This window comes from Microbacterium sp. W4I4 (assembly GCF_030816235.1).
In the GTDB taxonomy this organism is placed as follows: domain Bacteria; phylum Actinomycetota; class Actinomycetes; order Actinomycetales; family Microbacteriaceae; genus Microbacterium.
The window spans coordinates 288,995-311,038 of record NZ_JAUSXT010000001.1; the positions used below are offsets into that span (position 1 = coordinate 288,995).

The 22,044-nt window shown below is 68.4% G+C and carries 19 protein-coding genes, 1 tRNA gene and 2 pseudogenes; 11 read left to right on the forward strand and 11 right to left on the reverse strand.

Translation table 11 applies throughout. The features are described 5' to 3' along the window. Window positions 1-31 precede the first annotated feature (31 nt). Window positions 32-799, forward strand: a complete 768-nt coding sequence (locus QF046_RS01410; RefSeq protein ID WP_307365459.1) for an ATP-binding cassette domain-containing protein — start codon at window positions 32-34, stop codon at window positions 797-799. An 88-nt stretch (window positions 800-887) separates the two neighbouring features. Continuing rightward, a tRNA-Asn gene (locus tag QF046_RS01415) sits at window positions 888-963 on the forward strand. Between the two features lie 57 nt (window positions 964-1,020). On the opposite strand, the gene QF046_RS01420 is transcribed toward QF046_RS01415, so the two are convergent. From QF046_RS01420 to def, 3 genes are read right to left on the reverse strand one after another with little or no spacing between them, the layout of a single operon-like run. Next, the gene (locus QF046_RS01420; RefSeq protein WP_307365460.1) at window positions 1,021-1,455 is read right to left on the reverse strand and encodes a VOC family protein; all 435 of its coding nucleotides are present in this window, start codon (window positions 1,453-1,455) and stop codon (window positions 1,021-1,023) included. A 31-nt stretch (window positions 1,456-1,486) separates the two neighbouring features. Next, window positions 1,487-2,473: a diaminopimelate dehydrogenase gene (locus QF046_RS01425; RefSeq protein WP_307365462.1), complete on the reverse strand. Its 987-nt coding sequence runs from the start codon at window positions 2,471-2,473 to the stop codon at window positions 1,487-1,489. Then, window positions 2,473-3,039, reverse strand: a complete 567-nt coding sequence (def, locus tag QF046_RS01430) for a peptide deformylase (RefSeq protein WP_307365464.1) — start codon at window positions 3,037-3,039, stop codon at window positions 2,473-2,475. The genes QF046_RS01425 and def overlap by 1 nt, the downstream gene beginning before the upstream one ends. A gap of 58 nt (window positions 3,040-3,097) precedes the next feature. Between def and QF046_RS01435 the strand changes: the two genes are divergently transcribed. Then, on the forward strand, window positions 3,098-4,159 hold the full coding sequence (locus QF046_RS01435) for a DMT family transporter (RefSeq protein WP_307372620.1): 1,062 nt from the start codon (window positions 3,098-3,100) through the stop codon (window positions 4,157-4,159). Here the strand turns inward: QF046_RS01435 and pgl are convergent. Genes pgl through tkt form a run of 6 tightly spaced genes read right to left on the reverse strand, consistent with a single transcriptional unit; the run spans window position 4,153 to window position 12,258 of the window. Then, window positions 4,153-4,932: a 6-phosphogluconolactonase gene (gene pgl, locus QF046_RS01440; protein WP_307365466.1), complete on the reverse strand. Its 780-nt coding sequence runs from the start codon at window positions 4,930-4,932 to the stop codon at window positions 4,153-4,155. The genes QF046_RS01435 and pgl overlap by 7 nt on opposite strands. 4 nt (window positions 4,933-4,936) lie before the next feature. Continuing rightward, complete coding sequence (locus tag QF046_RS01445; protein ID WP_307365468.1) at window positions 4,937-5,872, reverse strand: glucose-6-phosphate dehydrogenase assembly protein OpcA; 936 nt, start codon at window positions 5,870-5,872, stop codon at window positions 4,937-4,939. Then, window positions 5,869-7,419, reverse strand: coding sequence for a glucose-6-phosphate dehydrogenase (gene zwf, locus QF046_RS01450; protein WP_307365470.1), 1,551 nt, complete (start codon window positions 7,417-7,419; stop codon window positions 5,869-5,871). Before zwf ends, QF046_RS01445 begins: the two co-directional genes overlap by 4 nt. Before the next feature lie 32 nt (window positions 7,420-7,451). Beyond that, window positions 7,452-9,056, reverse strand: a complete 1,605-nt coding sequence (locus tag QF046_RS01455; protein ID WP_307365472.1) for a glucose-6-phosphate isomerase — start codon at window positions 9,054-9,056, stop codon at window positions 7,452-7,454. Continuing rightward, complete coding sequence (gene tal, locus QF046_RS01460; protein ID WP_307365474.1) at window positions 9,053-10,165, reverse strand: transaldolase; 1,113 nt, start codon at window positions 10,163-10,165, stop codon at window positions 9,053-9,055. The genes QF046_RS01455 and tal overlap by 4 nt, the downstream gene beginning before the upstream one ends. Then, a complete protein-coding gene (gene tkt, locus QF046_RS01465; protein WP_307365476.1) occupies window positions 10,162-12,258 on the reverse strand; it encodes a transketolase in 2,097 nt (698 codons plus the stop codon). The genes tal and tkt overlap by 4 nt, the downstream gene beginning before the upstream one ends. A gap of 281 nt (window positions 12,259-12,539) precedes the next feature. On the opposite strand from tkt, the gene QF046_RS01470 reads away from it, so the two are divergent. Beyond that, entirely contained in the window at window positions 12,540-13,454 is a 915-nt protein-coding gene (locus QF046_RS01470) for a heme o synthase (protein WP_373425746.1), read from the forward strand. A gap of 75 nt (window positions 13,455-13,529) precedes the next feature. Here the strand turns inward: QF046_RS01470 and QF046_RS01475 are convergent, their stop codons facing one another. Then, on the reverse strand, window positions 13,530-14,633 hold the full coding sequence (locus QF046_RS01475; RefSeq protein ID WP_307365478.1) for a heme A synthase: 1,104 nt from the start codon (window positions 14,631-14,633) through the stop codon (window positions 13,530-13,532). Between the two features lie 233 nt (window positions 14,634-14,866). Here QF046_RS01475 and sufB point away from each other — a divergent pair. The 7 genes and pseudogenes from sufB to QF046_RS01505 form a co-directional block, all read left to right on the forward strand. Continuing rightward, window positions 14,867-15,943: pseudogene (gene sufB / locus QF046_RS01480) on the forward strand (Fe-S cluster assembly protein SufB); the annotation flags it as partial. Then, window positions 15,936-16,136: pseudogene (locus tag QF046_RS18240) on the forward strand (SufD family Fe-S cluster assembly protein); the annotation flags it as partial. The pseudogenes sufB and QF046_RS18240, both read left to right, overlap by 8 nt. Window positions 16,137-16,287: 151 nt before the next feature. Further along, on the forward strand, window positions 16,288-17,484 hold the full coding sequence (gene sufD / locus QF046_RS01485; protein ID WP_307365480.1) for a Fe-S cluster assembly protein SufD: 1,197 nt from the start codon (window positions 16,288-16,290) through the stop codon (window positions 17,482-17,484). Beyond that, complete coding sequence (locus tag QF046_RS01490; protein WP_307365482.1) at window positions 17,481-17,807, forward strand: non-heme iron oxygenase ferredoxin subunit; 327 nt, start codon at window positions 17,481-17,483, stop codon at window positions 17,805-17,807. Before sufD ends, QF046_RS01490 begins: the two co-directional genes overlap by 4 nt. A gap of 1 nt (window position 17,808) precedes the next feature. Further along, window positions 17,809-18,579, forward strand: coding sequence for a Fe-S cluster assembly ATPase SufC (gene sufC, locus QF046_RS01495; protein ID WP_307365484.1), 771 nt, complete (start codon window positions 17,809-17,811; stop codon window positions 18,577-18,579). A 9-nt stretch (window positions 18,580-18,588) separates the two neighbouring features. After that, window positions 18,589-18,918, forward strand: a complete 330-nt coding sequence (locus QF046_RS01500; protein WP_307365487.1) for a metal-sulfur cluster assembly factor — start codon at window positions 18,589-18,591, stop codon at window positions 18,916-18,918. Between the two features lie 106 nt (window positions 18,919-19,024). Further along, window positions 19,025-21,508 (forward strand): aminotransferase class I/II-fold pyridoxal phosphate-dependent enzyme, encoded by a 2,484-nt coding sequence (locus QF046_RS01505; RefSeq protein WP_307365489.1) that lies wholly within the window; start codon window positions 19,025-19,027, stop codon window positions 21,506-21,508. Here the strand turns inward: QF046_RS01505 and QF046_RS01510 are convergent. Continuing rightward, on the reverse strand, window positions 21,483-22,037 hold the full coding sequence (locus QF046_RS01510) for a TetR family transcriptional regulator (RefSeq protein WP_307365491.1): 555 nt from the start codon (window positions 22,035-22,037) through the stop codon (window positions 21,483-21,485). The genes QF046_RS01505 and QF046_RS01510 overlap by 26 nt on opposite strands. Window positions 22,038-22,044: the final 7 nt, after the last annotated feature.

A 22,044-nucleotide genomic window follows, 5' to 3' on the forward strand; every position in this document is an offset into this window, starting at 1 on the left:
CGGGAGCGCGTTCAGCGGGCAGGATGGAGGAATGCCATCCGCCGACGACATCGCGATCGAGTGCTCCGACCTGGTCATCGACCGGATCGGACACGGCGGCGTGACCCGTGCGATCGACGGCGTCACCTTCACGGTGCGCCCGGGCGAGCTGATGTGCGTGGGAGGGGCGACCGGCTCCGGCAAGTCCACGCTCGTGGCCGCCCTCGCCGGCGTCCAGGACTCCTCGCTGAAGGTGGCCGGTGGGCGCGCCCAGGTGTGCGGCGTCGACATCCGCCGTCCCGGACGCAGGCGTCGGATGCTGACGGCTCGCAGCGGTTACGTCGCTCAGGGAGCCGGCGCGAACCTCCCGCCGAGGCTGACTGTCGGCGAGGTCATCGCCGAGCCGATCACCTCGCGGGAGAAGAAAGTGAACAGCCGGGCGCTCGCGATCCGTGTCGCCTCGCTCCTCGACGAACTGCATCTGCCTCTCGGCGCTGCCTCGAAGTTCCCCTACGAGCTCAGCGCGGGTATGCGTCAGCGCGTCGCGATCGCCCGAGCGTTCATGCTCGAGCCCCGTGTGCTGATCGCGGACGAGCCGCTCGCGAACCTCGATCTGGAAGTGCGGCCGGTGGTGTTCGACGCGATCACCCGGCGACGCACCGAACAGTCCATGGCCGCGCTGCTGGTCACCAACGATGCGGCCTTCATCCGGGAGCTGGATGCTGAGGCCCTGATGCTCCGTGGCGGTCACGTGGTCGCTCGAGGCATCGGGCGCAACCTGGTCTGGGCGCCGAACGCCGAGGCGGATGCCGCACGCTGATCGCGCCACGCCCGGGGTGTCGCTCGTGTTCGAAGCATGGTGCGGAGTTTGCTAAGCTGGATGAGTTGCCCGCCCGCGGGGAACATGATCCTCGGTAGCTCAATTGGCAGAGCAGCCGGCTGTTAACCGGCAGGTTCTTGGTTCGAGTCCAAGCCGGGGAGCCAACCCCACTGAAACCCCGCCCTCGTGGCGGGGTTTCGTCGTTGCGGAACCGCTCAGGCCTACGGCTTGAGCTCCTGGGCGAGCATCACGAGGATCCCGCTGGGGCCGCGCAGATACGTGAGCTTGTAGATGTCCTGGTAGGTCGCCACAGCGCGCAGCGGGTGGCATCCGTGCCGCGCGGCGATCGCCAGGGACTCCTCGATGTCGTCGACGGCGAAGGCGACCCGGTGCATGCCGATCTCATTCGGCTGCGTCGGCTGCGTCTCGATGGCATCCGGATGCAGGTACTCGAAGAACTCGAGCCGGCCGTGGCCGTCGGGAGTCTGCAACACGGCGATCTTGGCATGGTTGCCGTCCAGACCGACAGCCGTGTCGGCCCACTCACCGCTGACGGTGTCACGGCCGACCAGGCTGAGTCCGAGGTCGGTGAAGAAGGAGATCGCCTCCTCGATGTCGCGGACGGCGATGCCGACGTTGTCGAGCCTGATGATCATCGGTGATCCTCTTCCTGTCCATTCGTGGGTGTCAGAGCAGTTCGGCGCGCAGCTGTTCCGCCGACTTGGGGGAGAGCAGCCCGGGCGCCACATCGAACGGGGTCTTCGCACCGTGGTCGCCGCCAGCCGCCATCCTCGCCGCGGCCCGTGCGTAGGCGACCAGGACGCTGGCGGTGAACTCCGGGTTCGAGTCCAGCGTCAGGCGGAACTCGACGGTCTGATTCGCGCTGGCAGAGGTCGTCCCGCTGCGGATCACGAAGCCGCCGTGCGGCGCGCCGGCATGGGCGCGTGCGAGCTCTTCTGCGGTGATGAAGTGCACCGTGGTGTCGTACGGCGCGAAGTAGTCCGGCATGCTCACGATCGCCTCGCGCACGGCATCCGGATCCGCATCATCCTCAAGCACCACGAAGCACTCGCGCGTGTGCCTGTCGCGCGTGCTCAGTGCGGGGCGCCCCCCGGAGCGCACCTGAGCGATCGCGTCGTCGGACGGGATCGTGTACTGCACGCCGCCGGCGACTCCTGGAACGCGCCTGACCGCATCGGAGTGCCCCTGGCTGAGTCCGCGGCCCCAGAACGTGTGCGTCTCGCCCTGCGGGAGGATCGCCTCGCCGTACAGCCTCTGCAGCGAGAACAGGCCAGGGTCCCAGCCTGTGGAGATGACGGCCGTCGTCCCCGCCGCGCGGGCAGCCGCGTCGACGGCGGCGAAGTGCTCGGGAATGCGAGCGTGCGTGTCGAAGCTGTCGACGACACTGAAATCGGAGGCCAGTGATGGCGTCTGCACGGGCAGGTCGCTCTTCGATCCGCCGCACAGGACCAGCACGTCGATCCGGTCGCGCATCGTCGGAAGATCATCGACGGAGCGCACCGACGTGTCGGGGGAGAGCGTGGTGACCGAGACCGGATCGCGACGCGAGAACACGCCGACCAGATGCATGTCCTCGTTCAGGGCGACCGATCGCTCCACGCCCCGGCCGAGATTGCCGTAGCCGACGATTCCGATGCGGATCGGAGTGCTCATCATCCCTCCAGGTCGTCGACCCCGGGCATCCAGCTCGCCCCGCCGCGCGACCAGCCGCGCTTGCGGGCGATCTTCTGCGCCGTCTTCCAGTCGCCGTCCGACAGGCGATCGACGTACAGGATGCCGTCGAGGTGATCGAACTCGTGCTGCATGATCCGCGCGCGCCAGCCGTCCACCTCGATGCGCACCGGCGCGCCCGAGAGATCGATGCCGGTCACCATCACCCGGTCGGAGCGGCGCAGGGGGAACCGCTCACCGGGGAAGGACAGGCACCCCTCGGACTCCTCGTCGGGGTCGGGTTCGCCGGGCTCGAACGGCGTCATCCACAGCACCGGGTTCAGGATCTCGCCGCGCCACGGCTGCTCGTCGTCGTCGACATACGAGTAGACGTATATGCGCAGTGCCACACCCACCTGCGGGGCCGCGAGACCCACACCGGGAGCGATGTCCATCGTCTCGTACATGTCGGCGACGAGAGTGCGGATATCGTCGGTGATGTCCGCGACCTCCGCCGCGGGGGAGTGCAGAACGGGATCGCCCATGATGCGGATCGGAAGAACAGCCACGCCATAACCCTACTGGGCCGCTCCCGCCCGGTAGGGTGAAACGGTGCACGGGGTGGAGATGGCGACTGGTGTCAGCGACCAGCTGATCGGTGTCTTTCAGAACCCCGCACTGCTTCTGGGCATCCCGCTCGCTCTCGCCGGCGCCGTGTTCATGTCCCTCGGGGCGCAGTACCAGCACCGCGGCGTCGAGAAGGTCGAGAAGCTCACCGGCGTCGAAGGCGCCTCCGGGCTGAGCGGCGCCCAGCTGAAGAGCCTGCTGACCCGCCCCTCGTGGATCATCGGCACGATCATGCTCGGCTTCGCGATCATCTGCCAGCTCAGCGCGATGGCGATCGCCCCGCTGATCGTCGTGCAACCGCTGGGAGCGGTTGCCCTCGTCGTCACCACCCTGCTCAACGCCCGCGTGTCGGGTCATACGCCCACCAGGAAGTCGCTGATCGCGATCGGCAGCTGCCTCGGCGGCATCTTCCTGTTCGTGGCACTCGCGGCCCTCTACGCGGTCGAGCGCGAGATCAGCGACGAGGACCTGTTCACGATCCTCGCCATCCTGCTGGTGGTCATCATCGCTCTCGGCACCTGCTGGCTGATCCTGCGGCACCGCATGCGCGCACTGTTCTACGTGACGGGCGCCGGCATCCTCTACGGATTCGTCGCGACGCTGGCGAAGGCGGTCATCAGCCGCATCCAGACCGGCAGCTTCGGCTGGCTCACCATCGTGTGCGTCATCGCCCTGATCGCCGCGGCCGCGGTCGGCGCCTACTTCGTGCAGTCCGCGTACAGCTCCGGCCCGCCTGACCTGGTGATCGCCGGCCTCACCGTGGTGGACCCCATCGTCGCCGTGCTGATCGGCGCCCTGGTGCTCGGTGAGACGGATGCCGCACCGGTGCCGGTTCTCGTCCTGTTCGGGATCGCAGGAGCGATCGCCGTGTTCGGCGTCTTCGGGCTCGCCCGGTATCACCCGCAGGTGCTCAGCGAGAGCCAGGAGCTGGGCATCCAGCGCGGCAGCGCGCATCCGGAAGCGTCAGGAACCATGACGCGTCCGGGTGACGCGACGCCGCGGACGGATGAGCCGGAGCACCGAGGCCCCTCGATGGATTCAGGACCCCCGAGCGCTCAGTAGTCGCGGTCGATGAGCTCGGGTGCGACCTCGGCCGCTGCCGCCTCATCGACGAAGAACACCGTGCGGCGGCGTCCCTTCGCGCCGGCTGCCGGCACGCTCGCATAGCTGGCGCCTGCCAGGGCCAGACCGAGCGCAGAAGCCTTGTCTGCGCCGGTGATGACCAGCCAGACGCGCTTGGAGGCGTTCAGGACGGGACGCGTGAGCGTCACCCGCTCGGCGGGCGGCTTGGGGGAGTTGCGCACCGGAAGCGCGGCGGCATCGGTCGCCGTCACCTCTGGTCGATCCGGGAACAGCGACGCGATGTGACCGTCCGGGCCGACGCCCAGGAAGCACACCGCGAACGAGGGCCACGCCTCATCATCGGAGCCGAAACGCGCCAGTTCCGCGGCATAGGCGGCGGCGGCCTCGTCAAGGCTCAGGCCGTCCGACGGAGCAGCGACCTCGTGGATGTTCTCTGACGGAACCGAGATGTGATCCAGCAGCGCCTGACGCGACTGCAGCGAGTTGCGGTCGGTGTCGTCGCGCTCCACGAAGCGCTCATCGCCCCACCAGAAGTGCACGAGCGACCAGTCGATCTCCGCGGTGCGCGGATCCTGCGCAGCAGCGGCGAGCACCGCCCCGCCCATCGATCCGCCGGTGAGGCAGATGTGGGCGAGGCGGCCGTTGCGGGTGCGCGCGCGCACCCGGGTGAGGAACCGGTCGGCGACGCGCGCAGCCAGGGCTGCCGGTGTCGGCTCGACGACGACGGACTTGACCGATCCCTGCACCTTCACGTGCTCACGCTCCCTTGTCAGCGGGGCCCAGACGATTCCAGCCCTCGGTGATGACACGACCGTACAGCAGGTCGGCGTCGAGGCGACGCAGCTCCTCCGCCAGGCACTCGCGCAGAGTGCGACGCGGCAGATGCAGCTCGTGATCGGGCTGGTCGGGCTGGGTGAGGATCGCCACATTCGGCATCGGGCGCTCCAGCAGGATGTCTCCGCTGGCGCGCGTCAGGCGCACCGACTTGATGCCCTCCTGCCAGTGCTCGGGGTCCTCGTACGACCAGCTGACCGGCACATCCAGCGCCATGCGCAGCCAGGCCGCCAGCAGCGCGGTGGACGGCGATGCCGCAGCTCCCCGCACCTCGACCGCGGTCACCCGCTCGTACGGCGGCTGGTCGAGCACGGCGGCGAGCTGCTCGCGCCAGTGAGTGAGACGCGTCCATGCCAGATCCGTGTCGCCGGGTGCGTGGGTCCTGCCGAGCAGCGCGAGCCGGTCGCGCACGTCCGGCGACGTGGCGGCGTCCGTGATGCGGCGCTGGGCGATGCGTCCGAGCGGGGATGACGCGGCATCCGTCGGAGCCTCACCAGGCCACCATGCGACGACCGGGGCGTCCGGCAGCAGCAGGCCGGTCACGAGGCTCTCCTCGTTGCTGGCCGCGTCGCCGAAGGCGTGCAGCACCACGACCTCGCTCGCTCCGGCGTCGCCTCCGACGCGGATCTGCGCGTCGAGTCGGGCGTCGCCTTCGCCGGTGACCAGCACGATGACGCGCATCGGGTGCTCACGGGAGGCGTCGTTGGCGGCGTCGATGGCCGCTTCGGCGACGCCGTTGCGGGCGACGATGAGCAGGGTCAGCACACGTCCGAGGGCGACGGCGCCGCCCTCCTCGCGCACCTTCACCAGTTGCTTGGCGACCCGGCTGACTGTGGTGTCGGGAAGATCGATGATCACGGGCGTCTCCAGACTCGTCCATCACGGGCTAGAAGGGCGTCAGCGGATGCCGGCCCCCAGGATCCGGGCGCGTACTGCTCCAACGGGGCGCGCAGCGTCGCCCAGTACTCCTCCACAGGGTCGAGGATCTTCCAGGACAGCTCCACCTCCTCATGGCGGGGGAACAGGGGCGGATCGCCCAGCAGCACATCCAGGATCAGACGCTCGTACGCCTCGGGGCTGGCCTCGGTGAACGCGTGGCCGTAGCCGAAGTCCATCGTCACGTCGCGCACGTTCGCGCCGCTGCCCGGCACCTTGGAGCCGAAGCGGATGGTGACGCCCTCGTCGGGCTGCACGCGGATCACCAGGGCGTTCTGCCCCAGCTCGGAGGTCTGCGAGCGGCCGAAGAGGTGCTCGGGTGCCCGCTTGAAAACCACCGCGATCTCGGTCACGCGGCGTCCGAGCCGCTTGCCGGTGCGCAGGTAGAAGGGCACACCCGCCCAGCGGCGCGTGTCGATCTCCAGCTTGACGGCCGCGTAGGTCTCGGTGCTGGACTGCGGGGCCATGCCGTCCTCTTCGAGGAAGCCGTTGACCTTCTCACCGCCCTGCCAGCCTCCGGCGTACTGTCCGCGGGCCGTCGCCTGCGAGATGTCCGCCGGAAGGCGCACGGCCTCCAGGACCTTCTCCTTCTCGGCGCGCAGATGGTCGGCCGACATGCTGATCGGCTCCTCCATGGCGGTCAGCGCCAGCAGCTGCAGCAGGTGGTTCTGGATGACGTCGCGCGCCGCTCCGATGCCGTCGTAGTAGCCGGCACGGCCGCCGACGCCGATGTCCTCGGCCATCGTGATCTGCACGTGGTCGACGTAGTTGCGGTTCCACAGCGGCTCGTACAGCTCGTTGGCGAAGCGCAGAGCCATGATGTTCTGCACCGTCTCCTTGCCGAGGTAGTGGTCGATGCGGAAGATCGCGTCGGCCGGGAACGCCGACTCCAGCGCCTCGTTCAGCGAACGGGCCGACTCGAGGTCGCTTCCGAACGGCTTCTCGATCACCACGCGACGCCAGTGCAGATCATCCGCGGTCTGCTCGCCGACCAGGCCGGACTCGCGCAGCTGCTTCGCGACCTCGGGGAAGGCCTTCGGCGGGATCGACAGGTAATAGGCGTGGTTGCCCATCGTGCCACGCTCGACGTCGAGCTTCTCGACGGTCTCGCGCAGGCGGGCGAACGAATCGGGGTCGTCGAACGTGCCCTGCACGAAGCGGATGCCCTGCAGCAGCTGCTGCCAGGTCTCCTCACGGAACTCCGTGCGGGCGTGCTGCTTGACGGCCTCGTACACGACCTGTGCGAAGTCCTGGTCCTCCCAGTCGCGGCGTGCGAAGCCGACCAGGGCGAACCCGGGGGGCAGCAGGCCGCGGTTGGCGAGGTCGTACACGGCGGGCATGAGCTTCTTGCGCGACAGGTCGCCTGTCACACCGAAGATCACCAGCGCGCTGGGACCTGCGATGCGATTGAGGCGACGGTCATCGGGGTCGCGGAGCGGATTGCGTCCGCGCGAGATCGGGGCAGTCATCGAGGGGGATATCTCCAGATCTTCCGGATGGTTCACTGCGTCGCAGTGAACAGGGTGAGGACGTCATCGGCGGCATCCGTGATGGTCAGCGAAACGACGGGCCTGCCGTGCCCGGACAGGACGGCGGCATCGCCGGCCGCCTGGGCCTGGATCAGCTGTCCGAAGGTGAACGGACGGCCGGGAATCTCGAGGTCGACGTCCGTGCGCTCGAGGATCTGCAGGAACACGCCCTGCGCAGGACCGCCCTTGTGGAACTGGCCGGTCGAGTGCAGGAAACGCGGACCCCACCCGAAGGTGGTGGGCCGCCCGGAGTCGGCGGCGACCATCTCGCGGATGCCCTGCAGCTGACCCAGCTCGAGCCTGTTCACGTAAGCCTGGACCGAGACGTAGCCGTCATCGGGCAGCGCCGCCCAGAGCGCATCGAGCACGCCTTCGATCGTGCCCGAGGCGGCGAGTGCGACGTCGCTGACGCGCACCTCGATGCCGTCCTGGACGAATGCCGGTTCGGTGACCTCGGGACGTGCGTCGAGAAGTCCGCGCGCGGCGGTCTTGGCCGCCTCGACATCGGGCTGGTCGAACGGGTTGATGCCGAGCAGATGCCCGACGATCGCCGTGGTGTGCTCCCAGAGCAGGAACATCGCTCCCAGGCTGCCGCTGACGAGGATCTCGCCGGGGTGCCGATCCCGCAGGTGGAACTCGTCGGCATCCTCGACCAGACGCACGACCTGAAGATCCGACGGACGGGCTTCGAGTTCGGGGGAGACGGGGAGCAGGACGACGGGCAGGATGCCGGTGCCGTTCTTGCCGGTGGATTCGGCGACCAGCTGCTCGATCCAGTCGGGGAGCCCGTCGATGTACGTGCCGTCCGTCACGAGTCCCAGCTTGTCGCGGTGCGGCTTCGTGCCCGCGATGGCGGCGGCCAGTCGAAGCGCCGGGTTGTCGGGGGAGTCGATCGCGAACTGCAGCAGCGAGGCCTCGGCCTCATCCAGCAGCTCGCCGATGTCGGCTCCGGCCAGCCCCGCGGGGACCAGGCCGAACGCCGTGAGCGCCGAATAGCGCCCTCCGACGTTCGGGTCGGCGTAGAACACCCGGTATCCGGCCTCGGTCGCGGACCGGCCCAGTGCGGAGTCCGGGTCGGTCACGACCACGATGTGCTGGACCGGATCGATGCCGAGATCGCTGAACGCGGCCTCGAAGGCCCTGCGGTGCGAGTCGGTCTCCACAGTGGTGCCGGACTTCGACGAGACGACCAGCACGGTGCGGGCCAGATCGCCGTCGAGTGCGGACAGCACCTGTGCGGGCGAGGTCGAGTCGAGGATGGTGAGCTGCACGCCCACCGTCTTCGCGATGACCTCGGGGGCGAGTGAGGACCCGCCCATTCCGGACAGCACGACCCGGTCGACGCCCCTGGCCGCAAGATCCGCGCGGAGCGCGAGGATCTCGGCGACCAGGGGACGCGACACGGAGACGGCGTCCACCCAGCCGAGGCGGACGGATGCCTCGGCCTCGGCATCCGGCCCCCACAGGGTGGGATCGCCTGCGGTGACACGCGTCGCCACGAGATCGGCGACAAGGCGGGCGACGGTGTCGTCCACCGCCGTCCGCGCGCCCTGCGACACGTGCACCGAGACGGTCATCGCGCTTCTTCCAGACCCTTCGTCACCTGTGCCAGCAGATCGTGCCAGGAGTCGATGAACTTGGAGACGCCCTCGTCCTCGAGCACCTGGGTGACGTCGTCGAAGTCCACGCCGACCGCCTTCAGGCCCTCGAACACCTCGCGAGAGGCGTCGTAGGTGCCCGTCACGGTGTCGCCGCTGACGACGCCGTGATCGAACACGGCCTCCATCGTCTTCTCGGGCATCGTGTTGACGACGCCCGGTGCGACCAGCTCGGTCACGTACAGAGTGTCGGACAGGGACGGGTCCTTGACACCGGTCGAGGCCCACAGCGGACGCTGCAGTGTTGCGCCGGCGTCGAGCAGAGCCTTGGCGCGGTCGCTCGCGAACGAGGTCTCGTACAGCTCGTAGGCGAGGCGCGCATTGGCGAGACCCGCCTTGCTCTTCAGCGCCAGCGCCTCGTCGGAGCCGATCGCCTCGAGGCGCTTGTCGGTCTCGGTGTCGACGCGCGAGACGAAGAACGACGCGACCGAGTGGATCGTGGACAGGTCGATGCCGGCGGCCTTCGCGGTCTCCAGACCGGTCAGGTACGCATCGATGACGCCCGCGTAGCGCTCCAGGCTGAAGATCAGCGTGACGTTGACGCTGATGCCCGCGCCGATCGCCTGGGCGATGGCGGGAAGGCCGGCCTTGGTCGCGGGGATCTTCACGAGGAGGTTCTCGCGGTCGATGCGCTTCCACAGGTCCTTGGCCTGTGCGACGGTGCCGTCGGTGTCGTGGGCGAGGTCGGGGGAGACCTCGATCGACACGCGACCGTCGACCTGGTTCGACGCGTCGTAGACCGGGCGGAACACGTCCAGCGCGTCGCGCACGTCCTGCGTGGTCGCCGCGAAGACGGCGTCGACGGCGGACGAACCGGAAGCGGCGAGTTCCGCGACCTGCGCGTCGTACGACGTGTCGTCGGGGTTGGTGATCGAGTTGGCGAAGATCGTCGGGTTGGTGGTCACCCCGACGACGTTGCGGGACTCGATGAGCTGCTGCAGGTTGCCCGAGTGGATCCGGGTGCGGGACAGGTCGTCCAGCCAGATGCTGACGCCGGCGGCAGAGAGGTCTTCTGTGGGGGTGCTCATGCGTTCTCCTTGATGCTGTCGCGTGCCGCCTCGACGACGGCCTCGGCGGTGATGCCGAACTTCTGGAACAGGGTCTTGTAGTCGGCGGAAGCGCCGAAGTGATCGATGCCGACCGAGCGACCGCGGTCGCCGACGATTCCTCGCCAGCTGAGCACGGAGCCCGCCTCGACGGACACGCGTGCGGTCACCGACTTCGGCAGCACCGACTCGCGGTACGCCTCGTCCTGCTCGGCGAACCACTCCAGCGACGGGGCGGACACCACGCGGGCGTTGACGCCCTCGGCCGCGAGGGTCTCGCGTGCGGCGACGGCGAGCTGCACCTCGGATCCTGTGGCGATGAGGATGACATCGGGGGTGCCGTTCGGCGCCTCCGCGAGCACGTAGGCGCCCTTGGCCGTCGCGGACGCGGCCGCGAAGACGTCGCCGGAGGCCTCGCCCTCGCCGCGTGCGAACACGGGCACGTTCTGACGGGTCAGCGCGATGCCGACCGGGCCGCCGTGACGGCGCAGGATCTCGAGCCACGCGGCTGCGGTCTCGTTGCCGTCCGCAGGGCGCACCACGGTGAAGTTCGGGATGGCGCGCAGCGACGCGATCTGCTCGACCGGCTGGTGCGTCGGGCCGTCCTCGCCGAGGGCGACCGAGTCGTGCGTCCACACGAACGTGCTGGGGATGTCCATCAGCGCGGCCAGGCGCACAGCCGGGCGCATGTAGTCGCTGAAGATCAGGAACGTGCCGCCGAAGGCGCGCGTCGGTCCGTGCAGCGTGATGCCGTTCAGGATCGAGCCCATCGCGTGCTCGCGGATGCCGAAGTGCAGCACGCGGCCGTACGGGCTGCCCTTCCAGTCGTGCGTGGACCACTCGGCGGGGATGAACGACGCGGCGCCCGAGATGGTGGTGTTGTTGGAGCCCGCCAGGTCTGCGGAGCCGCCCCAGAGCTCGGGGAGCTCGGCGGCGAGGGCGTTGATGACCTTGCCGGATGCCGCGCGGGTGGACACCTCGGTGCCGCCTTCGAAGACGGGCAGCACCTTCTCGATGTCGTTCGGCAGGGCCTTGGCCTCGAGACGGTCCAGCAGCGTCTTGCGCTCCGGGTTCGCCGACGCCCACGCGTCGAACGACTTCCGCCATTCGGCGCGCGCCTCCTTGGCGCGGTCGCCGAGCTGACGGGTGTGCTCGATGACGGCGTCCTCGACGACGAAGGACTTCTCGGGGTCGAAGCCGAGAACCTTCTTGGTCGCGGCCACCTCGTCGGCGCCGAGCGCGTTGCCGTGCACCGACTCGGTGCCCGACATCGTCGGGGCAGGCCAGCCGATGATGGTCTTCAGGATGATCAGGCTGGGCTTGGCCGTCTCGGCCTGCGCCTGCAGGATCGCATCATCCAGCTCCTGGACATCCTCGACGTACTGCCCGGTGCGGCGCCAGTCCACTTCGAGCACCTGCCAGCCGTATGCCTCGTAGCGGGCACGGACGTCCTCGGTGAACGCCACGTTCGTGTCGCCCTCGATGGAGATCTGGTTGGAGTCGTAGAAGGCGATGAGGTTGCCGAGCTGCTGGTGACCGGCGAGCGACGACGCCTCGCTGGTGACGCCCTCCTGCAGGTCGCCGTCGCCGGCGATCACGTACACATGGTGGTCGAAGGGGCTGGTGCCCTCTGGTGCCTCGGGGTCGAACAGGCCGCGCTCGTAGCGGGCCGCGTACGCGAAGCCGACGGACGAGGCGAGGCCCTGGCCCAGCGGGCCGGTGGTGATCTCGACGCCCTTGGTGTGGTGGTACTCGGGGTGGCCGGGGGTCAGCGAGCCCCAGGTGCGCAGCGCCTCGAGGTCGGAGAGCTCCAGACCGAAGCCGCCCAGGTAGAGCTGCACGTACTGGGTGAGGGAGGAGTGGCCGACCGACAGGATGAAGCGGTCGCGTCCGAGCCAGTCCGTGTCGGCAGGATCGTGACGCATCACCCGCTGGTAGAGGAGATAGGCCAGCGGTGCGAGGCTCATCGCCGTGCCCGGGTGGCCGTTACCGACCTTCTGCACGGCATCCGCCGCCAGGATCCGAGCGGTGTCCACCGCTCGTCGGTCGATCTCGTCCCACTGAAGTTCTGCCACGGTCATGCTCCTTCTGACAACTGCGGAGGCGCCCGTATTCCTGCGCGATCCGCGTCGTCACGGAGAAGAGGTGCACAGCGCCCGGGCGCGCGAGTATTTTCAGCATACTCGGGCGCAAACACGTCCTGTGGGCGGATTTCACCTCGTGACGGGGTGTGTCGGGACAGGGAGGAATCCGCCCGGATCGTGGGGATTCCGGGGTCCTCTGGAGCGCGGTGGAACGCTCTAGACTGGAAGGAGTGTCCATTTGCGTTCAGAAGGAGGGGATCGCGATCTCTTCGATATCGCAGACCGTCGGGTCGAAGCACTCGGTCGGTCAGAAGATCCGCGGCTATTTCATCCTCACCAAGCCCCGCGTGATGGAGCTTCTGCTCGTATCGACCGTTCCGGTGATGATCCTCGCGATGGGCGGTCTGCCCGACCTGCGCGGTCTGTGGCTGATCATCGCCACCGTCATCGGCGGCGCCATGAGCGCGGCCTCTGCGGCATCCTTCAACATGTACCTCGATCGCGATATCGACGTGCACATGAAGCGCACCGAGAAGCGTCCACTGGTCACCGGTGAGGTCTCGCCGCGCGGCGCACTGGTGTTCTCCTGGGTGCTCGCGGTGGTCTCCACGATCTGGCTGCTGGCGTTCACGAACTGGCTGGCAGCCAGCCTCTCGGTCGTCGCCATCTTCTTCTACGTCGTTATCTACACGATGATCCTCAAGCGCCGCACCGAGCAGAACATCATCTGGGGCGGAATCGCGGGCTGCTTCCCCGTGCTCATCGGCTGGACGGCCGTGACCGGGTCGCTGGACTGGCCGCCGATGGTGCTCTTCGTGCTGGTGTTCCTGTGGACGCCCCCGCACTACTGGCCGCTGTCGATGAAGTACAAGAGCGACTACGACGACGTCGACGTGCCGATGCTCGGCGTCACCCGCTCGGCATCCCAGGTGGGTCTGCAGGTCATCCTGTACGCCTGGGCGACCGTGGCGTGCTCGCTGCTGCTCGTGCCCGTCGCGCAGATGGGCGTCGTATACACCGTCTCAGCACTGGTGTTCGGCGGATGGTTCATCTACGAATCGCACCGTCTGTACAACCGCGCCGTGCACGGTGACGAGGCACGACCGATGCGCGTGTTCCATGCGTCGATCACGTACCTGACCCTGATCTTCTTCGCCGTCGCGGTGGATCCGCTGCTGCCGTTCTGATCGCGCACCGATCTCGGACATGAAGAACGCCCCGGCCTGATGGTCGGGGCGTTCTTCGTGCGGTGCGGGGGGCGATCAGTCCTCGTACGGATTGGCCGCGACCGGTCGCTTCAGCGTGGTGACCATGACGGTGTACGCCGCAGCGGACAGCGAGGCGAGGACCATGTGGACCCCGACGAGGATTCCGGGCAGTCCGGTGCGGGACTGGATCACGCCCACCAGGACCTGAACGAGGATCGCGCCGATCAGCACCAGCAGCCACCTGCGCGGCGGCAGGCGCAGCATCCACGCGGCGACCGTGAGCGTCAGCACCAGCGCCGCCAGGATGTAACCGGGCCAGGAGTGCACGTGCGCGAGGATCGTGGCATCGAACCCCTCGCGTTTGATGGCGGCGTCTCCCGAGTGCGGGCCGGAGCCGGTGGTGAGCACGCCCACGGCGATCGTCACGGCCAGCGCGAACCCGGTCAGGTGGCTCAGCCACATGAACCAACCCGGCACGGCGAGCTCCCGCGGACCGGGCTGCGTGCCCAGTCGGACGAGGAACAGCGCGGTCACGCACACGAGCAGCAGGGATGAGGCGTAATGGAAGCCCACGATGAACGGGTTCAGGTCGCTGATCACCGCGAACCCGCCCATCACCGCCTGAGCCATGACGCCGATGAGCACGACCCACGCGAGCACGGCCAGGTCCCGGCGCTGCACGGTCTGGCGCAGCGAATCGACGGCTCCGGCGAGCACGGCGAGCAGCAGCGCCGCCGACATCAATGCGGCAGCGGGCAGTCCGAGTGCGGAGGCCGCCATGTAGACGCCGATGGCGACCACGATGCCGCCGACCGCGAACCAGACGGCGCGCACGACCAGGCGACGGCCGCTGACGGCGTGCAGGGTGAACATCAGCACGGCGAGGGCGAGCAGGCCGACCACGCCGGTCATGGTGCGGTTCCCGAACTCGATGGCCCCGTGCAGGCCCTGGATCTCCAGGATGGGCACCAGCGACTCCGGTGTGCAGAGCGGCCATTCCGAGCAGCCCAGTCCCGACCCCGTCAGGCGGACCGCGCCGCCCGTGGCGATGATCAGCACCTCCGCCAGGAACGACAGCCAGGCCAGCACCCGAAGCGGGCGGCCGAAGGCGGAGCCCGATGAGATCGCGGTCTGTGCGGGCGTGGCGATTTCAGTCATGGGGCCTCCGGCCCATCGGCGCCCGAGCGGATACCGCCCGGCTCACCGACGAAACCTGTAGAATCGGATTGTTGTGATGGGTGCGCGAAGCGCGGCGTCCATCACTGACAGTTTAGGCGCGATGTGAGCGCCGATGATGGGGCCCACCAGCGGCATCCGATCTCCGAAGACTCGACGGAGATCAGGTGTGTCGGGGCGGATGACACCGTTGAGGCCCATGTGAGGAGAGTGTGATGTCGGATGTGTTGATCGACCGCCCGGAGCTGGAAGGTCTGGGGGTGTACGAGTTCGGCTGGCACGATCCCGATGCCGCCGGAGCGAGCGCGAGACGTGGACTCAGCGAGTCCGTCGTGCGCGACATCTCCGCCCTCAAGAGCGAACCCGAGTGGATGCTCAAGTCCCGTCTGAAGGGCCTGTCGCTGTTCGAGCGCAAGCCCATGCCGACGTGGGGCGCGGACCTCAGCGGCATCGACTTCGACCACATCAAGTACTTCGTGCGCTCCACGGAGAAGCAGGCTCAGTCCTGGGAGGATCTCCCCGCCGACATCCGCGAGACGTATGAGCGGCTCGGCATCCCCGAGGCCGAGCGTCAGCGCCTCGTCGCCGGCGTCGCCGCGCAGTACGAGTCCGAGGTCGTCTACCACCAGATCCGCGAGGACCTGGAGCAGCAGGGCGTCATCTTCATGGACACGGACACCGCGCTGCGCGAGCACCCCGAGTTCTTCGAGGAGTACTACGGCACCGTGATCCCGGCCGGCGACAACAAGTTCGCCGCGCTCAACACGGCCGTCTGGTCGGGCGGCTCCTTCGTGTACGTCCCCAAGGGCGTGCACGTCGAGATCCCGCTGCAGGCCTACTTCCGGATCAACACCGAGAACATGGGCCAGTTCGAGCGGACGCTGATCATCGCCGACGAGGACAGCTACGTCCACTACATCGAGGGCTGCACGGCTCCGATCTACAAGTCGGACTCGCTGCACTCGGCCGTCGTCGAGATCATCGTGAAGAAGAACGCCCGCGTGCGCTACACGACGATCCAGAACTGGTCGAACAACGTCTACAACCTGGTCACCAAGCGCGCGATCGCGCACGAGGGCGCGACCATGGAATGGGTCGACGGCAACATCGGCTCCAAGGTGACGATGAAGTACCCGTCGATCTACCTCGTCGGCGAGCACGCCAAGGGCGAGACGCTGTCGGTCGCCTTCGCGGGTCCCGGTCAGCATCAGGACGCCGGCGCGAAGATGGTGCACCAGGCGCCGTACACGCAGTCCTCCATCGTCTCCAAGTCCATCGCGCGCGGTGGCGGACGATCGGCCTACCGCGGCGAGGTGCGGGTCGACCCGGGCGCGCACCACTCCTCGAACTCGGGTCGTCTGCGACGCGCTGCTCGTGGACACTCAGTCCCGTTCGGACACCTATCCGTCGATCGACATCCGCGTCGACGACGTGAAGCTCGGACACGAGGCCACGGTCTCGAAGGTCAGCGCGGAGCAGCTCTTCTATCTGCAGTCGCGCGGCATCGCGGAGACCGAGGCCATGGCCATGATCGTGCGCGGCTTCATCGAGCCGATCGCCCGTGAGCTGCCGATGGAGTACGCGATGGAATTGAACAAGCTCATCGAGATGGGCATGGAAGGCAGTGTCGGCTGAGATGACGCCCTCTACCCAGGCGCCCGAAGCGACGCCGCGTACAAACACGCATATCGACCCCGCCGCCCAGGTGGCGAGCGCCGGTTTCGTGCCGGTGCAGACCCGATCCGAACGGCCCCGCTCGTTCGATCCCGAGGATTTCGGCGCGCCCACCGGCCGCGAGGTCAACTGGAAGCACACCCCCGTCGCGCAGCTGAAGTCGCTCTTCGCGACGGCGCCGGCGAACGAGGGTGTCGCGTACACGATGAGCCATGAGCAGTACCTGGCTCCGGCTCTGCCGTTCGGCTCCGCGCCGCGCGGTGAGTTCTTCCGTCCCGAGGACGTCGTCTCCGCCGTCGCCTGGCAAGGCGCGGCGGATGCCATGCACGTGCGCATCCCCGCCGAGGAGGAGGTCGCCGAGCCGATCGTCCTGCAGATCGACGGTGTGGGCGGTCGTGCCGACGCGCACCTCGTGATCGAGGCGGAGCGGCACAGCGTCGCCACGATCGTGCTGCGCCACGCGGGCACCGCGGAGTACGCGCAGAACCTCGAGATCATCGTCCGCGAGGGAGCGAAGCTCACTCTCATCAGCGTGCAGCAGTGGCAGGATGACGCCATCCACGCCGCAGCCCACCAGGCGCGCGTCGACAGCGATGCGGAGTTCACGCACTTCGTCGTGAGCTTCGGCGGGGGCGTCGTCCGCGTCAACCCGAGCGTCGAGCTCGCCGGCACCGGCTCGCACGGCTACCTCTACGGCCTCTCCTTCGCCGACGCCGGTCAGCATCTGGAGAGTCAGGTGTACCTGCATCACAAGGGTGCGCGGACGACCGGCGACGTGCTCTACAAGGGTGCGCTGCGCGGTGCGAGCGCGCACAGCGTGTGGGTCGGCGACGTGCTGATCGGACCGGATGCCAGCGGCACCGACTCGTACGAGGCGAACCGCAATCTGGTGCTCACCGAGGGAGCCAGGGCCGACTCGATCCCGAACCTCGAGATCCAGACCGGCGACATCGCCGGGGCCGGTCACGCCAGCGCGACGGGTCGCTTCGACGACGAGCAGCTGTTCTACCTGCAGTCCCGCGGCATCACCGAAGCCGAGGCGCGGCGCCTCGTCGTGCTCGGCTTCCTCACCGAGGTCGTGCAGCGCATCCGCATCCCCTCGCTTCAGCAGGAGCTGCTGGATGCCATCGAGGCGGAGCTGGTGGGGGTGACCGCATGAGCGCGCAGCGCGCGTGCAGTGCCTCCGAGCTCGAGCTGGACACGCCGCTGCGCGTCGAGCTCGACGGCGTGGCGATGGCCATCGTGAAGGACTCCGACGGCGAGATCCACGCCATCGGCGACCGCTGCACCCACGGTGACGTCTCCCTGTCCGAGGGATTCGTCGAGGGCAAGACACTGGAGTGCTGGGCCCACGGCTCGGCGTTCTCGCTCGAGTCCGGAATCCCCCTCAACCTCCCCGCTTACGAGCCCGTTCCCGTCTACGTCGTCGCGATCGACGGCGACGACGTGCTCATCGACCCCACTGTCATTAAGGAAGTCTGAAATGTCTGTTCTCGAGATCCGCGACCTGCATGTGGCGGTCCAGACCGATCAGGGCCTTTCGCCGATCCTCAACGGCATCGACCTGACCATCAACACCGGTGAGACGCACGCCATCATGGGCCCCAACGGCTCCGGCAAGTCGACCCTGGCGTACACGATCGCCGGGCACCCGAAGTACACCGTCACCCAGGGCACCATCACCTTCGACGGTGAGGACGTCCTGTCGATGACCGTCGACGAGCGCGCCCGTGCCGGACTGTTCCTCGCGATGCAGTATCCGGTGGAGATCCCCGGCGTCACGGTGACGAACTTCCTGCGCACCGCGAAGACCGCGATCGACGGCGAGGCCCCCTCGATCCGTCAGTGGACCAAGGACGTCAAGTCGTCGATGACGAACCTGCGCATGGACCCGAAGTTCGCGCAGCGCAACGTCAACGAGGGCTTCTCCGGCGGCGAGAAGAAGCGTCACGAGATCCTTCAGCTCGAGGTGCTCAAGCCCAAGTTCGCCGTGCTCGACGAGACGGACTCCGGTCTGGACGTCGACGCGCTGAAAATCGTGTCCGAGGGCGTCAACCGCGCCAAGGAGGCCACCAACCTGGGTGTGCTGCTGATCACGCACTACACGCGCATCCTGCGGTACATCCGTCCGCAGTACGTGCATGTGATCGTCAACGGCAAGATCGTCGAAGAGGGCGGCCCCGAGCTCGCAGACCGACTCGAGGACGAGGGTTACGACCGCTTCCTCGACCCCGCTGCTCCGATCGAAGCGTAGGCTGAGGGCATGACCGCAACGCTGACCGATCAGAAGTACGAGGACGTCACCGAAGCGCTCAAGGACGTCATGGATCCCGAGCTCGGGATCAACATCGTCGACCTGGGACTCATCTACGACCTCGCTTGGGATGACGAGAACGACGCGCTCGTGATCCACATGACGCTCACGAGCGCCGGCTGCCCGCTCACCGATGTCATCGAGGAGCAGACCGCGCAGGCGCTGGACTCCGTCGTCGATCGCTTCCGCATCAACTGGGTGTGGATGCCGCCGTGGGGTCCGGAGAAGATCACGGACGACGGGCGCGACATGATGCGCGCGCTCGGCTTCGCGATCTGACCGATCCGTCACAGGAGCAACATCATGGTGACGCCGGTGCGGGCGCTGCCGCTGGCGAAGCTGCGCGAGCGCAGCAGTGAGAAGTGGGCGGGAGTACCCGGCAGACGTGCTGCCGCTGTTCGTCGCGGAGACGGACTTCCCGCTCGCGCCGGCGGTCACCGCCGCGCTCGAGCGCGCGGTGCGCACCGGTGACACCGGCTATGTGGCGTCCCGTACGCCGCTGGCCGCGGCGTACGTCGGCTTCGCGGAGCGCCGCTTCGGCTGGAGCGTGGATCCGCGTCGCATCCGCACCACCGCCGATGTCAGCATGGGCATCGTCGAGATCCTGCGCCGCGTCATCCGGCCGGGGGAGCGCGTCATCGTCAATCCGCCGATCTACCCGCCGTTCTTCGATCTGGTCGAAGAGGCCGGCGGGGTCGTCGAGCGGGTTCCGCTGCGCGACACCGGGGAGAGCTGGGTGCTCGACCTGGACGGCATCCGACGGGCGCTGTCCGCCGGCGCACGGGCGATCCTGCTCTGCAATCCCCACAATCCCACCGGCACGGTGCCCTCCGCCGCCGATCTGGATGCCGTGGCGCGCCTGGCCGAGGAGTACGGCGCGACTGTCGTCTCGGATGAGATCCACGCGCCGCTCGTGCAGCCGGGAGTCGTATTCACTCCGTTCCTGGCCAGCGGCGACGCCGCGCAGCGCGTCGGTTACGCCGTCACCAGCGCGAGCAAGGCTTTCAATCTCGCCGGCCTGAAATGCGCGCTGATGATCAGCGCGTCCGATGAGACCACGGCGGTGCTGCGCTCCCTGCCCATCGAGGTGGAGTGGCGCACAGGTCAGTTCGGGATGCTCGCGGCCGTCGCGGCCTTCGCACCCGAGAGCGACGAATGGCTCGACGGACTCCTGGTCACGCTCGATGAGAACCGGCGACTGCTCGCGGATCTGCTCGCGGAGCATCTGCCGGGGTCGCGGTACCGGATGCCGGATGCCGGCTACCTGGCGTGGATCGACCTCACAGATCTCGGCTGGGGCGACAACCCGTCCAAGCAGATCCTGCGCCAGGCGAAGGTCGCCCTGCATTTCGGCCCCGCGTTCGGTTGCCGAGGGCGCCGGGCACGTGCGCGTGAACTTCGGGACCAGTCCGGAGATCCTCACCGAGGCGATCGAGCGGATCGCGGGGGCGCGCGACGCCATCAGTGCGGCACGGCGGTGAGCGCGACCGCATCCGCGACGATCTGGGATCGCGAGCGTTTCGGCATCACCGTCGGCACGGTCGTGCTGATCTTCCTCGGCGCCATCGAGGCGCTGGCGGTCACCACGGTCATGCCAGTGGTGGCCGCGGACCTGCACGGCGAGGAGCTCTTCGCCGTCGCGTTCTCCGCGACGCTCGCCACCGGGGTGATCGGAATGGTCGCCGTCGGGGCATGGAGCGACCGCTCTGGACCCCGAGCTCCGCTGTACACGGCGGTGGCGCTGTTCGCCGTGGGACTGATCGTGTCGGGGTTCGCGCTGGACATGCACGTCTTCATCATCGGTCGGCTGATCCAGGGTCTCGGTGCGGGCGGGCAGACGGTCGCGCTGTACGTCGTCGTCGCGCGGATCTATCCGCCGCACCTGCACGGCCCCATCTTCGCCGCATATGCGGCGGCGTGGGTCGTCCCCTCGATGGTCGGCCCGTTCCTCGCCGGTGCGGTGACCGAGTACCTGCACTGGAGATGGGCCTTCCTCGGCGTCGCGGTGCTCACCGCCGCGGCGTTCGCTCTCGTGGCCGCTCGGCTTCGAGGCGTGTCGCTCGACGCCGATGCAGGGGAGCAGACGCCGGGCGACGCCGCGGCGACCGTGATCGTTCGACGCGGCGGCGTCGGACTGCGGATGCTGCTGGCCGTCGTCGTCGCCGCAGGCGCCGTCACGGTGGGCCTGTCCGCCGACGCCCCGACGAACATCGGCGGGCCGGTGGCCGCGGGGGCGATCGTCCTGATCGCGTTCGCCCTCCTGCCGCTGCTGCCCAAGGGCACGCTGCGCGCGGCATCCGGTCTGCCCAGCGTGATCCTGATGCGCGGTCTCGCGGCCGGTGCGTTCTTCGCTGCCGAGGCGTACGTGCCCAGGCTGCTGATCGACCGGTTCGAGTTCTCCCCGACCATCGCCGGTCTGGCCCTGACGCTCTCGGCGCTCGGCTGGTCGGCTGCGTCGGCTGTGCAGGGTCGGCACGGCGACCGCCTCGGCAGTGCGCGCATCGTCTGGATCGCCGTCGCGCTGCTGATGATCGGCATGGGCAGCGTGCTGTTCGTGAGCATCATCACAGCCGATCCGTGGGTCGTCGTGATCGGCTGGGGATTCGCCGGCGCGGGGATGGGACTGCTCTATCCGCGGCTGACCGTCCTCACCCTCGCGTACTCGACGACGGCGAACGAGGGCTTCAACTCCTCGGCGCTGTCCATCTCGGATTCGACGGGATCCGCGGTGATGATCGCCCTGGCGGGACTGGGGTTCGTGCTTCTGCCCATCGTGGGCTCCGGCTACATCACCGTGTACGCGATCGCCATGGCGGTGCTGCTGGTCTCGCTCCTGCCCGGCCTCAGGATGGGCGACGCAGGACGCTGACGGCGTCGAAGGCGCGGATGCCGGCGGTGAAGACCGCATCGGCCTGTGCGGTCGGGTCGGATTCGTCGGAGGCGACCGCGCCGATGCTCTGCGCGTGCATGCGCTGCTGGAGCAGCATGACGTGACCCAGGATGAACTCGAAGATCGCATCGGCGACATCCGCATGCTCCGGGGCTCCGCCGAGGGACGCCAGCAGCGCATCCTGCGCGCGTCGGGCGCCGAGGCGCAGCGCGTATGTGCTCAGGACCACCTCGGCGCCGTCGCGGTAGGCGAGCAGCGCGTCGCGGATCGATGCGGCGGTGCGAATCAGGGAGAGGGCCTCGTCGGGATCGGGCACGGTGAGCAGGATCCGGTCGGCGACGGCTCCGAGGAGCTCCTGCTTGCTGTCGAAGTGCCAGTAGAGCGCGCTGGGCTGCACCTCGAGCTCGGTGGCGAGCCGTCGCATCGACAGATCGGGGAGGCCGACGTCGTCGAGCAGACGCAGAGCGCGGTCGATGATGCTCTGTCGGTCATGTCGCGCGGTGGCCATCGCATCA

Excerpts from the sequence above, each read along its gene's own strand:
- sufD (WP_307365480.1), top strand. The coding sequence starts at position 16,288 with ATGACGCCCTCTACCCAGGCGCCCGAAGCGACGCCGCGTACAAACACG.
- QF046_RS01500 (WP_307365487.1), top strand. The coding sequence starts at position 18,589 with ATGACCGCAACGCTGACCGATCAGAAGTACGAGGACGTCACCGAAGCG.
- QF046_RS01455 (WP_307365472.1), bottom strand. The coding sequence starts at position 9,056 with ATGACCGTCTCGGTGCACGTGTCGCAGGGCGCGCGGACGGCGGTGGAC.
- sufC (WP_307365484.1), top strand. The coding sequence starts at position 17,809 with ATGTCTGTTCTCGAGATCCGCGACCTGCATGTGGCGGTCCAGACCGAT.
- QF046_RS01510 (WP_307365491.1), bottom strand. The coding sequence starts at position 22,037 with ATGGCCACCGCGCGACATGACCGACAGAGCATCATCGACCGCGCTCTG.
- QF046_RS01490 (WP_307365482.1), top strand. The coding sequence starts at position 17,481 with ATGAGCGCGCAGCGCGCGTGCAGTGCCTCCGAGCTCGAGCTGGACACG.
- zwf (WP_307365470.1), bottom strand. The coding sequence starts at position 7,419 with ATGACTGCCCCGATCTCGCGCGGACGCAATCCGCTCCGCGACCCCGAT.
- QF046_RS01425 (WP_307365462.1), bottom strand. The coding sequence starts at position 2,473 with ATGAGCACTCCGATCCGCATCGGAATCGTCGGCTACGGCAATCTCGGC.
- QF046_RS01420 (WP_307365460.1), bottom strand. The coding sequence starts at position 1,455 with ATGATCATCAGGCTCGACAACGTCGGCATCGCCGTCCGCGACATCGAG.
- QF046_RS01475 (WP_307365478.1), bottom strand. The coding sequence starts at position 14,633 with ATGACTGAAATCGCCACGCCCGCACAGACCGCGATCTCATCGGGCTCC.
- tal (WP_307365474.1), bottom strand. The coding sequence starts at position 10,165 with ATGAGCACCCCCACAGAAGACCTCTCTGCCGCCGGCGTCAGCATCTGG.
- QF046_RS01410 (WP_307365459.1), top strand. The coding sequence starts at position 32 with ATGCCATCCGCCGACGACATCGCGATCGAGTGCTCCGACCTGGTCATC.
- QF046_RS01435 (WP_307372620.1), top strand. The coding sequence starts at position 3,098 with ATGGCGACTGGTGTCAGCGACCAGCTGATCGGTGTCTTTCAGAACCCC.